Source organism: Streptomyces sp. NPDC001443 (assembly GCF_053597355.1).
The window spans coordinates 1-11,746 of sequence record NZ_JBSFIA010000036.1; the positions used below are offsets into that span (position 1 = coordinate 1).

An 11,746-nucleotide genomic window follows, 5' to 3' on the forward strand; every position below is an offset into this window, starting at 1 on the left:
AATCGGGTTCGCACACACGAGAGCGGAACCACCGGAGGAATGATCCGATGGTTCACAGCGTCCTCGCTGTGTTTACTTCAAAGGAACCTCGCCCCGGCCGATCGGCCGGAGACGGGGTATCAACATATCTGGCGTTGATTTTTGGCACGCTGTTGAGTTCTCAAGGAACGGACGCTTCCTTTGTACTCACCCGAGAGACTCTCTCGTGGCTTTCCTCCGGGCGCTTCCCTTCGGTGTTCCCAACTCTATCAGCGTTTTCCCGTCTCCCTGACCACCGTCCCGCAGGCATGCGGAAGACGATCCCGAGATAGGATCTGACAAGTTGGTTTCTGCCGGGCAAGGGCGCCTCGCAGCGCCGCTCATTCCCAAGCAGGAGTACGACTGTACCCGGGCGCATGGGGCGGTGCAAATCGAAACGGGGTGTGGTCTAGACCACCATTGGTACCTATCGTGCGGAACCGGCACTTCATATGACATACCCTGCTGCCGAGTGGGCCGACCCGCACAGGCAGTGACGGCCCGTATGCATCTCCACCTCCGGGAGGCTCCTTATGACCACCGTGACGTCCCCTGTAGAAGGACGCGCCATCGGACTGGCGGCTGTGCCGGATCCGGTCTTCTCCGGAGCCATGGTCGGCCCGGGAACCGCTGTCGACCCCGTGCGTGAGCCTTCGGTGGCCGTCGCTCCGGTGGGCGGCGTCATCGTTTCCCTCCACCCGCACGCGTTCGTCGTCGTCGACGAGAACGGTCACGGCGTTCTCACCCACCTCGGGATCGACACCGTGCAGCTCAATGGAGAGGGCTTCGAACTGCTCGTCAGCAAGGGCGACACCGTGGTGTGCGGACAGGCCGTCATCCGCTGGGACCCTGCCGCCGTCGAGGCCGCCGGCAAGTCCGCGGTGTGCCCGATCGTGGCACTGGAGGCAACGGCGGAGGCTCTTTCCGAACTCCGCGAGGACGGCGACGTGAAGGCCGGCGACAGCCTCTTCGTCTGGAACTGAGGTCAGCGCCGTCCCGCGACGGCGAGTCGGACAACCACCGCGGCGGAACCCGCCGCACTAGCCGGAGAGAGTGACATGGAGACAACTCTGCGAGGCGTCGGCGTGAGCCACGGGGTCGCGATCGGCGAGGTTCGGCACATGGGAACGGCGGTCCTGGAACCGCCGGCCAAGCAGATCGGGCCGGACGAGGCGGAGCGGGAGCAGGGCCGTGCCCGCCAGGCCGTCGAGGCGGTGGCCGCCGACCTGTTGGCGCGCGGCAACCTGGCCGGCGGTGAAGCCCAGGCCGTGCTGGAGGCCCAGGCCATGATGGCCCATGACCCCGAGCTGATGGCGGATGTGGACCGGCGTATCGCCGTCGGCAGCACCGCGGAGCGCGCGGTGTACGACGCCTTCGCCTCCTACCGCGAGCTGCTGGCGAACGCGGGTGAGTACCTCGCCGGTCGCGTGGCCGACCTCGACGACGTGCGGAACCGTATCGTCGCCCGGCTGCTCGGCGTGCCCATGCCGGGTGTCCCGGACAGCGACGAGCCGTACGTCCTGGTCGCGCGTGACCTCGCTCCGGCCGACACGGCCCTGCTCGACCCGACCCTGGTGCTCGGCTTCGTCACCGAGGAGGGCGGGCCGACCAGCCACAGCGCGATCCTGGCTCGGGCCCTCGGCGTACCGGCCGTGGTGGCGCTGCCCGGTGCCGGTGAGCTCGCCGAGGGGACGCACATCGCTGTCGACGGCAGCACCGGTGAGATCTTCGTCCGCCCGAGCGAGGAGAAGACGGCGCAGCTCCGGGCCGCGGCCGCCGAGCGCAAGGCCGCGCTGGCGGCCTCGACCGGGCCGGGCGCCACCGCCGACGGACACAAGATCCCGCTGCTGGCGAACGTCGGAGGGCCCTCCGACGTGCCTGCCGCCGTCGCGGCCGGGGCCGAGGGTGTCGGTCTGTTCCGCACCGAGTTCCTCTTCCTGGACGACAGCAAGAAGGCGCCGTCCGAGGAGAAGCAGATCGAGGCCTACCGTCAGGTCCTCGAGGCGTTTCCCGAGGGCCGGGTCGTCGTCCGTGTCCTGGACGCCGGCGCGGACAAGCCGCTCGACTTCCTGACCCCGGCCGACGAGCCGAACCCGGCGCTCGGTGTGCGCGGGCTGCGGACGCTGCTGGACCACCCCGACGTGCTGCACACCCAGCTCACCGCGCTGGCGAAGGCGGCCGACGGACTGCCGGTCTACCTCGAGGTGATGGCCCCGATGGTGGCGGATCGCGCCGACGCGAAGGCGTTCGCCGACGCGTGTCGCGAGGCGGGACTGCAGGCGAAGTTCGGCGCGATGGTGGAGATTCCGTCGGCCGCGCTGCGGGCGCGCTCGATTCTCCAGGAGGTCGAGTTCCTGTCGCTGGGCACGAACGACCTCGCCCAGTACACCTTCGCCGCCGACCGGCAGGTGGGCGCGGTGTCCCGTCTGCAGGATCCGTGGCAGCCCGCGCTGCTCGACCTGGTCGCGCTGTCCGCGGACGCGGCGAAGGCCGAGGGCAAGAGCTGTGGTGTCTGTGGTGAGGCCGCGTCGGACCCGCTGCTCGCCTGTGTGCTGACGGGACTGGGTGTCACCTCTCTTTCCATGGGAGCGGCGTCGCTTCCTTATGTCCGGGCAGCGCTGGCGAAGCACACGCTGGCCCAGTGCGAGCGGGCCGCCGCCGCCGCGCGGGCCGCGGACAGTGCCGCGGAAGCACGTGAGGCGGCTCGGACGGTGCTGTCCGGCGAGTAACCGGACCGTGCCGACCGTCGGCTGTTCGTGAGGGGCGCTCCACCGCCGGGTGGGGCGCCCCTCACCGTTCAGTGGTGGTGGCCCGGGGTCGGCCCGTCCGTTGCGAGGTCGGGTGGCTCGCAGTAGTCGACGTCGGACTCCGGGGCGATCAGGTCCCCGTTCTCCACGTCGGTGCAGTAGGCGTCGAAGACCTCGCCCGCGGTGAGGGGTACCAGGTCCTCGCCGCGCAGGCGCCATCCGTAGATCCGGTCGGACTTGCCGGGTGCGCTGGTCCTCATGACGATGCCGCCGGGGCTCCGGGTGCCGATGCCGAGTGCCAGGACCGTGGTGAACTCGAGTGCTTCGGCCTCGTCCAGTGGTGTGTGCCCGTGGGCGTCGTCGTCCGCGTGGAGGACGGCGACGAGTGTCTCGGGTGTGGTGGAGACGCTGCATACGAGGTGCCGGTCGCCGGGTGGGGCGGTGTCGAGGATGCGGGCCACGAGATGCCAGGCGCGGGCGAAGGCGGCGCGGCCGATGTCCTCGCCGCAGGATGCGCAGGCGCCGAGGCGGGCGAGGAGTGTCGTCGCGTACTCCCAGGTCGCCTGTCGGACGGCCTCGTCGACGAGGGCGGGCACGAGTTCGCTGAGCGGCCCGCCGTCGTAGGGGACGGTGGGGCCGGTGGCGGCGAGCTCGGCGGTGAAACGGGTACGGCTGGCGGGGTCGTCGGGGTCGAGGCCGGCGGCCGCGCAGTACTCGGCGTACTCCTGCGGGTCGAAGAGCGCGACCGTGGTGTGGGTGCCCTGCGTCGCCCGGTTCTTGAGGAGCGTCTCCACCTGTTCGAGGTAGGTCGCGTGATCGTCGAACGCGAAACTGCGGTAGCGGAGCATGGCGCGGAAGTCGTGCTCGTCGGTCAGCAGGCCGATGGTGCCGGCGATTTCGCGGCGTAGGACACGTCGCATGGTGCGGGCGTCGGTGAGTGCCATGTTTCCCCCTGTGCACGGTCGATCAATTCTCACTCACAGTAATCGGCGCCACTGACAATGGGGCTCGAGGAGGTGCTCACGGACCGCATCCCGCTGAAACATGCAGGTCATGGCCATGAAGTCGGCGACGGAGGCCCGGCCTGCCGGTCCCGCGACCATGACGATGGTGACGTTGGGTGGGCGGCCGGCCTCGGGCCTCGCCGTCGTACTCGGCGGGTCCGGGCCGGCCTCGGAGGATGACCGACGCCTCCGGAGGAGGGTCAGGCGCGCTTGCGGGCGAGGTCCTCGTAGAAGTGGAGCAGTTCGAGGTTGTCGATGGAGCCGGGGTTGACCGCCTTCTCCAGCGCGGTGCCCTGGAGCAGTCGCTTGACGGGGACCTCGATGCGCTTTCCGGTCAGGGTGTGCGGGATGCCGGGGACCTCGATGACCTCGTCGGGGACATGACGGGGGGAGAGCTGTTCCCGGATGGTCCGCTTGATGCGGTCCAGCAGGGCGTCGTCGAGGACCGCTCCTGGTGCCAGGTGCACGAAGAGGGGCATCCAGTAGCCGCCGTCGGGCTGTTCGATGCCGATGACGAGGGATTCCTTGATCTCGGGGAGCCGTTCGACGGCTTCGTAGATGTCGGCGGAGCCCATCCGGACGCCCTGGCGGTTGAGGGTGGAGTCGGAGCGTCCGTGGATGACGACGGAGCCGCGGGAGGTGACCGTGATCCAGTCACCGTGGCGCCACACGCCGGGATACGTGTCGAAGTAGCTGTCGTGGTAGCGGCTGCCGTCGGGGTCGTTCCAGAAGCGGACGGGCATCGAGGGCATGGGGTTGGTGACCACGAGTTCGCCGACCTCCTCGACGACGGGCCGGCCGTCGGGGTCCCAGGACTGGAGGTCGGTGCCCAGGCCCGGGGCCTGGAGTTCCCCGATGTACACGGGGAGCGTGGGGACGGCTCCCGCGAAGCAGGAGCAGACGTCCGTACCGCCGCTGACGGAGGCGATCCAGAGGTCGTCGCCCACCTCGTCGTGCAGCCACCGGAACCCGTCGGGCGGCAGGGGCGAACCGGTGGTGGCGACACACCGGACCCGGGAGAGGTCGAAGTCGCGCGAGGGATGGACGCCCGCCTTGCGGCACGCCATGACGTACGCGGCCGAGGTGCCGTAGAGGGTGGCCCCGGTGCGTTCGGCCACCCGCCACTGGGCGCCGGTGTCGGGGTAGCCGGGGCTGCCGTCGTAGAGGACGACCGTGGTGCCGGTGAGCAGGCCGGAGACGAGGAAGTTCCACATCATCCAGCCGGTCGAGGTGTACCAGAAGAAACGGTCCTCGGGGCCGAGGTCGCAGTGCAGACCGAGCTGCTTGAGGTGCTCGACCAGGATGCCGCCCTGGGACTGGACGATGGCCTTGGGCAGGCCTGTCGTGCCGGAGGAGTACAGCACCCACAGGGGGTGCTCGAAGGGCACCTGTTCGAAGACGGGCTCCACGTCCGCGGCGGTCAGCGTCGACCATTCCAGTGCGCCTTCGGGTGCCTCGGTGCCCAGGAGGGGGATGTGGACGACGGCGCGCAGGGTCGGCAGTTCGCGGCGCAGTTCGGCGACGGTCTCGCGACGGTCGTGCTCCTTGCCGCCGTAGCGGTAGCCGTCGACGGTGAACAGGACGACGGGTTCCACCTGCTGGAAGCGGTCGAGGACGCTGCGGGCCCCGAAGTCGGGAGCGCAGGAGGTCCAGACGCCGCCCACGGCCGCGGTCGCCAGGAGGGCCACGACGGCCTGCGGGATGTTCGGGAGGTAGCCGCTGACGCGGTCTCCGGGGCGTACTCCGAGCGTGCGCAGTTCGGCGGCCAGGGAGCCGACCTGGCGGCGCAGTTCGGTCCAGGTCACCGGGCGCGGGTCATGGGTCTCGTCGACGTGGAGGAGGGCCGGTTCGTCCGGGCGGGTGGCGGCGGCGCGCAGCGCGTGCTCGGCGTAGTTCAGCGTCGCGCCGGGGAACCACTCGGCGCCCGGCATCGACCGGTCGCCCAGCACGCGCGCGTAGGGCGTGGAGAACCGTACGTCGAACCACTCCGTGACGGCCTTCCAGAAGGTGTCCAGCTCGTCGACCGACCAGCGGTGCAGCGCCGGGTAGCCGCCGTCGGCCGGGGCTCCGTGCCGTTCGGCCGCCCAGGCCTGGAACCTGGTGACCTGTGCCTGGGTACTACGCTCCGGATCGGGCTGCCAGAGCGGCTGGGGGTTCTCGGTCGACATGGGGCGGCTCCCGGACTGTGCGCGTGGTGTGCGTCGGTCGCGCACGGGCTGGGGTGTGCGCGTGACGCGGCTGACACGGACGATGCCATGTGATCGACTTCCGCACCAGGGTGAGTCCCACATAGTCCGCGTCATGAAGATGTGGTGCCAGCCAGGGTGAACGGAAGTTGAACGCCACGCATTCGCGGTGCAGTCAATGGCAGGGTGAGCAGCATGGACGGTCGTGACCTGGTGCGTTCGATGTTGGCGGTCGGCTCCGCGGGGGCGGCCCGGAGGTTGCGTACCATGCGGGCCGCGTGGCGCAGGAGGCGTGTCGATGCCGTCGGCCTGCCGCCACGAGGCGTGGAACGGGCCCGGGTTCCCGGTCCGGTGCAGAGCGCCGAGCCGGGTCCGGGCGGTGGCACGCTGCGGTTCAGCCGCTCCGAGCTGCGGATTCTCGTCGCCATGAACGGGGCCGTGTTCTGGGGGTGGGACGGGGCCGGTCCCGAGCCGTCGTACGCGCTGTCGGGGCGTTGTCCGCGGCCCGATCCGCGGGCGGTGCTGGAGCCGGACAAGGACGGTGGCTGGCGGGTCGTGGCGGAGCGGGTGACGATCACGGTCTCGCGGCACGGCGCGGTGGAGGTGCGCACCCCGGGTGGTGTGACGCTGCGTCGTGACCTGCCGCCGCGTTGGTGGGAGCCCGTCGCCGGCGGGCCGGCCCGCTGGATGCAGCGATCGGAGGTGGCCGCGGACGCGCGGTTCTTCGGGCTGGGAGGGCGGGCGTCCGGCCCCCGGCTGCGGAACGGGACGTACCGCCTGTGGAACTCCGGACCCGATCGGCCCTTCACGGGCGGCGACGACCCGCTGCACGTCACCATGCCGGTTCAGCTCGTCGTGGCCGACGCGGCCACTCATCTGGTGTTCCACGACACCTCGTGGGACGGCACGGTGGCTCTGCGGGAGGGTGAGGAGGGCGCCGGTTCCGGGCACGACCGGCCCGGCAGATGCGAGCTGCGGATGGACGGCGGCCCGCTGCGCTGCTGGGTGATGGTGGGCACCCCCGCGCGCGTGCTGCTCGCCTGGGCCTCGCTCACCGGTGCGCCCGCGTTGCCGCCGGCCTGGGCACTCGGTCACCAGCACGTGCGCCGGGGGGTCGGCGGTGAGCAGGAGGTCCGGCGCATCGTCGCGGGCCACCAGGAGCACGGTCTGCCGCTCGACGCCGTCCACCTCGGCGTCGACCACTGCGACGAGCACCAGGTGTTCACGGTCGACCGCGACCGCTTTCCCGGGCTGCCGGGGCTCGCCAAGGAGCTGCGCCGGGACGGGATCCGCCTGGTGTCGATCGTCGACCCGGCGGTCAGGGCCACCGCGGGGAATCCGGTGTACGACGGCGGGGACGCCCTGAACGCCTTCGTCCGGGACGCCGCCGGGGAGTTCGTCCAGGGGGTCGCGCGGCCCGGGGATGCGGTGTACCCGGACTTCACGCACGCGCGCGTACGCAAGTGGTGGGGTGGTCTGTACGCGGAGCGGCTGGCGCAGGGTTTCTCGGGGTTCTGGCACGACATGGACGAGCCGACCTCGTTCACCGCGTTCGGGGAGTCGACCCTGCCGCGGTCGGCCCGGCACTCGCTCGACGGGCGGGGCGGCGACCATCGCGAGGCGCACAACGTCTACGCGCTGTGCATGGCGAGGGCCGCGCACGAGGGGCTGCGGGAACTGGCACCCCAGGAGCGTCCGTTCGTCCTCTCCCGGTCCGGGTGGGCGGGCATGCAGCGGTACGGGGGCACGTCGTCCGGGGCCGTGGCGACCGGCTGGCCCGGACTGCGGGTGTCGCTGTCGCTGGTCATGGGGCTGGGGCTGTGCGGGGTGCCGTACTCGGGGCCGGACGTGGGCGGCTTCGGCGGGACTCCGTCACCCGAGCTGTATGTGCGCTGGCTCCAGCTGGGCTCGTATCTGCCGCTGTTGCGCACCCGGGCGAGCCTGCGCGCGGGACAGGCGGAGCCGTGGGAGTTCGGCTCGGACACGCTGGGGCACGCGCGCGTGGCACTCGCGGGCCGCCGCCGGCTGCTGCCGTACTTCATGACGCTGGCGCATCTGGCCAGACGTACGGGTGCGCCGTATGTACGCCCCCTATGGTGGAGCACTCCCGGGGACCGGATGCTGCGTGACTGCGGGGACGCGTTCCTGCTGGGCGACTGTCTGCTGGTGGCACCAGTGCTCGATCCGGGGGCGAACCGGCGTGCGGTGCAGCTGCCGCGCGGTCTCTGGTACGACACGGCGACGGAACAGTCGTACGAGGGGCCCGGCCAGGTGCTGGTGGACGCCCCCCTGTCACGGATACCGGTGTTCGCGCGCGCGGGTGCGGTGATTCCCGTGCGGGGCGAGGACGACCGCCTGGAGCTGGAGGTGTGGGCACCGGCCCCGGACCGCACGGGAGGCGGCCTGGTCGTCCGGGACAGTGGCGACGGCTGGGACGAGGCGGAGCCGGAGCGCTACACGACCCGCTGGGAGGACCGGCGCGTGGTCGTCGAGCGGGACGGCGGGCGCGAACCGTCCTACCCGGTGCGCGTACGGGGACTCGCCGGACGCGGGGTTCAGGCGTAACGGCCCTCGAAGAACGCCCGTACCGCCAGGGTGTGCAGCGGGAAGGCGAGCTCCTCGGGCCGGCGCAGCAGGTGCCAGCCCTCGGTCTCGTCCGTGGCCGCCGGTGCGGGGAGCCGGTCCGCCGGGCGCTCGGGGAGCAGTCCGAACAGCAGCAGGTGGCCGTCCGGGGAGCTCATCGCGTCGGCGAGCCGGACCTCGCGGCTCGTGGCGTCGATGCCGGTCTCCTCCATGAGCTCGCGTACGACGGCGTGCCGCCAGTCCTCGCGGTCGTCGATGAAGCCGCCCGGCAACGCGGTGCCCCCGCGCGCGGGGGCGATGGTCCGGGTGATGACGACCAGCGCAGTGCCCGACGTGTCGTACACGGGCTGGAGCGCGACCGCCACGGGCAGCGGGTTGCGGTAGGTCACGCCGCCGCAGGCGGGGCAGGCGCGGGGCCAGCCGGAGACGCCCTCTCCGTAAGGCGTTCCGCAGCTCGAACAGTGGGTGCCGGGTGCGGAGTTGGGCGCGGAATGTGGATTTTCGGACACGCGGCGGACTGTATCCGATGACGGAGAGGGCGTCGCCCCTGGCTGCTCAGCGGCGTCCGGTGAGGGACCTGACGGAGACGGGGAAGTCGAAGTAGGTGTCCGGGTAGGGCTCGGGCTTGAAGGTGTAGTGCCACCATTCCTCGGCGAGGTTCACGAAGCCGAGGCCTTCCAGGGTGTTCTTGAGCAGCAGTCGGTTGGCGCGCTGCTCGCCCTGGACGCGCGGGTCGAGGGTGTGGGCCAGGGGGTCGAAGCAGTCGAACCCGGTGCCCATGTCGACGGAGTTGTCGGGGAAGCGCTCGCTCCTGGGCGCACGGCAGGACACCAGGGGCTCGCCCGGGGCGTAGGGCCGGGTCGGCACGGCCGGGAGCCTGACGATGGTGAGGTCTGTCGTCGAGCCGCGGCTGTGGCCGGACTTCTCGGCGATGTAGCCGTCCTCGAACAGCCGGGTCTTGTCCACCTCGGGGTAGAACTCGCTCTTCATCCGCTGGTCGTCGAGGTTCTCGGCCCAGCGCACGAAGTGGTCGACGGCACGCTGCGGCCGGTAGCAGTCGTAGACCTTCAGGCTGTAGCCCTGGCGCAGCAGGCGGGTCTGGGCCCGGTGGAGTGCTTCGGCGGCGGGGCGGGTGAGGAGACACATCGGCTGCTCGTAGCCGTCGATGCGCGCGCCGACGAAATTGTGCGGAGTGATGTAGCGCATCTCCTGGATGATCGTGGGGTCGACGGTTCTGAGGGCCACGAAGTCGGCCGGCGCCTCGGGGGCGGTCCCCGCCCGCGCGGTCACGGAGGCGGCGGTCACGGAGGCGGCGGTCACGGCAAGCAGGGCGGCGAGCACGGTGATCAGAGCGCGTAAGGCGCCGGAAAGTCGTGTCATGCCTCATGCGTCTATCAAGAACAGGTTCGGCGGGGAAGCGGTCGTATGCGGTCCTGCCCAATTCCGGTGACCCGTGGCACACTTCTGACATCCCGTCAGATCTGCTGTCGAGGAGGCGCCGTGGCGCGTACCCGCACACCGGTGGTCGCCGGATGGTTCACCGGCGGTCCGGGGGACTTCAGACTCCTCGGCACCCGCTGCTCCGTCTGCGCCTGTGTCTTCTTCCCGCGCGAGGACACCCACTGCCGCAATCCCGGCTGCCCGGGTGGCGAGTTGACGGAGGTGCCGTTGTCGCGGCGCGGGCGTGTCTGGTCGTACACGGACAGCAGATACCGGCCACCGTCACCCTATGTGACCGATCCGGAACTTCCCTGGGAGCCGTACGCGTTGATCGCTGTGGAGCTGGAGCCCGAACGGATCGTGGTGCTGGGTCAGGCGGCTCCCGGGGTCACCGTCGCCGATCTGGCGGTGGGCATGGAGGTGGAGGTCGTCCCCGGCGTGCTGCACGAGGACCCGGAGACGACCTGGACGACCTGGAACTGGCGGCCGACGGGGGTGTGAGGGCATGACGGACGACGTGGCGGTGCTCGGCGCGGGGATGCACCCGTGGGGCAAGTGGGGCCGCGGTTTCGTGGAGTACGGGGCGGTGGCGGCCCGCGCGGCCCTCGCCGACGCGGGGCTGGACTGGCGGGACATCGGCTCGATCGTGGGTGCGGACACGGTCCGCGGTGGCTATCCGGGGTATGTGGCGGGGGCGACCTTCGCCAAGGCGCTGGGCTGGCAGGGGGCCCGGGTGACCAGCGTGTACGCGGCCTGCGCGTCCGGTGCCCAGGCCGTGAGCACCGCGCGGGCACAGATCCTCGCGGGCCTGGCGGACGTCGTGCTCGTGGTGGGGGCGGACGCCGCGCCCAAGGGGTTCTTCCGGCCCGCGGACGGGGACCGGCCCGACGATCCCGACTGGCTGCGTTTCCGGGTGCTCGGGGCGACGAATCCGGTGTACTTCGGGCTGTTCGCGCGCCGGCGCATGGCCGTGCAGGGAGACACCCCGGAGGACTTCGCGCAGGTCAAGGTGAAGAACGCGGCGATGGGGTCGCTGAATCCGTACGCGCGCTACCGCTCGCGGGTCACCGCGGAGGAGGTCGCCGCCTCCGCGGTGGTCGCCGATCCGCTGCGGCTGCTCGACATCTGCGCGACCTCGGACGGCGGGGCGGCACTGGTGCTGTCCAGCATGGAGTTCGCGCGCCGCAACTCGTCGCCCGAACCGGTGCGGATCCGCGCGGTCTCCACGGTGACACCGCGGTATCCGCAGACCGTCCTCGACCTTCCGGACATCGCCACGGACTCGGCGGCCGTGGTGGCGCCCGCCGCCGACCCGTTCCGCGCGTCGATCGCGCGGTCCGCCTACGAAGAGGCGGGCATCGGTCCCGAGGACCTGTCCCTGGCCGAGGTGTACGACCTGTCCACCGCCCTGGAGTTGCAGTGGTACGAGGATCTGGGGCTGTGCGGCGAGGGCGAGGGCGCGAAACTGCTGCGCGAGGGCGCGACGGGGCCGGGCGGGCGCATACCCGTGAACGCGAGCGGAGGGCTGGCCTCCTTCGGGGAGGCGGTTCCGGCCCAGGCGATCGCCCAGGTGTGCGAGCTGACCTGGCAGTTGAGGGGCACCGCGGGGGAACGCCAGGTCCCGGGTGCGCGCGTGGGGATCAGCACCAACCAGGGGCTGTTCGGTCACGGGTCGGCGGTCATCGCCGTCCGCTGAGCGCGGGCCGGACGGCAGCGGCGACCGGGGGCGGACCCGGGCGCACACCCCGGTTCTCCCACTCTGTGTGAT

At 71.2% G+C, this 11,746-nt stretch carries 9 protein-coding genes; 5 read left to right on the forward strand and 4 right to left on the reverse strand.

The genetic code is table 11. The features are described 5' to 3' along the window. Positions 1–551: 551 nt before the first annotated feature. Both ACWC24_RS30620 and ptsP read left to right on the forward strand, forming a co-directional pair. Positions 552–1,001, forward strand: a complete 450-nt coding sequence (locus tag ACWC24_RS30620; protein ID WP_450666135.1) for a PTS sugar transporter subunit IIA — start codon at positions 552–554, stop codon at positions 999–1,001. Positions 1,002–1,076: 75 nt separating this feature from the next. Next, on the forward strand, positions 1,077–2,747 hold the full coding sequence (gene ptsP / locus ACWC24_RS30625; RefSeq protein ID WP_450666136.1) for a phosphoenolpyruvate--protein phosphotransferase: 1,671 nt from the start codon (positions 1,077–1,079) through the stop codon (positions 2,745–2,747). A gap of 68 nt (positions 2,748–2,815) precedes the next feature. Here the strand turns inward: ptsP and ACWC24_RS30630 are convergent, their stop codons facing one another. Then, positions 2,816–3,709 carry a hypothetical protein gene (locus ACWC24_RS30630; RefSeq protein ID WP_450666137.1) on the reverse strand — a complete coding sequence of 298 codons (894 nt, stop codon included), beginning with the start codon at positions 3,707–3,709 and terminating at the stop codon, positions 2,816–2,818. 260 nt (positions 3,710–3,969) lie between these two features. Further along, on the reverse strand, positions 3,970–5,937 hold the full coding sequence (locus tag ACWC24_RS30635; protein ID WP_450666138.1) for an acetoacetate--CoA ligase: 1,968 nt from the start codon (positions 5,935–5,937) through the stop codon (positions 3,970–3,972). A 213-nt stretch (positions 5,938–6,150) separates the two neighbouring features. Between ACWC24_RS30635 and ACWC24_RS30640 the strand changes: the two genes are divergently transcribed. Continuing rightward, the gene (locus tag ACWC24_RS30640) at positions 6,151–8,520 is read left to right on the forward strand and encodes a glycoside hydrolase family 31 protein (protein ID WP_450666139.1); all 2,370 of its coding nucleotides are present in this window, start codon (positions 6,151–6,153) and stop codon (positions 8,518–8,520) included. On the opposite strand, the gene ACWC24_RS30645 is transcribed toward ACWC24_RS30640, so the two are convergent. Together ACWC24_RS30645 and ACWC24_RS30650 are read right to left on the reverse strand one after the other, a co-directional pair. Beyond that, positions 8,511–9,047: an NUDIX domain-containing protein gene (locus ACWC24_RS30645; protein WP_450666140.1), complete on the reverse strand. Its 537-nt coding sequence runs from the start codon at positions 9,045–9,047 to the stop codon at positions 8,511–8,513. The two genes, ACWC24_RS30640 and ACWC24_RS30645, sit on opposite strands and share 10 nt — an antisense overlap. Positions 9,048–9,093: 46 nt before the next feature. Continuing rightward, positions 9,094–9,918 carry a M15 family metallopeptidase gene (locus ACWC24_RS30650; protein ID WP_450666141.1) on the reverse strand — a complete coding sequence of 275 codons (825 nt, stop codon included), beginning with the start codon at positions 9,916–9,918 and terminating at the stop codon, positions 9,094–9,096. A 141-nt stretch (positions 9,919–10,059) separates the two neighbouring features. Here ACWC24_RS30650 and ACWC24_RS30655 point away from each other — a divergent pair, with 141 nt between their 5' ends. Beyond that, on the forward strand, positions 10,060–10,479 hold the full coding sequence (locus ACWC24_RS30655) for a Zn-ribbon domain-containing OB-fold protein (protein ID WP_450666215.1): 420 nt from the start codon (positions 10,060–10,062) through the stop codon (positions 10,477–10,479). Between the two features lie 4 nt (positions 10,480–10,483). After that, entirely contained in the window at positions 10,484–11,674 is a 1,191-nt protein-coding gene (locus tag ACWC24_RS30660; protein ID WP_450666142.1) for a lipid-transfer protein, read from the forward strand. The last annotated feature ends 72 nt before the right edge of the window (positions 11,675–11,746 follow it).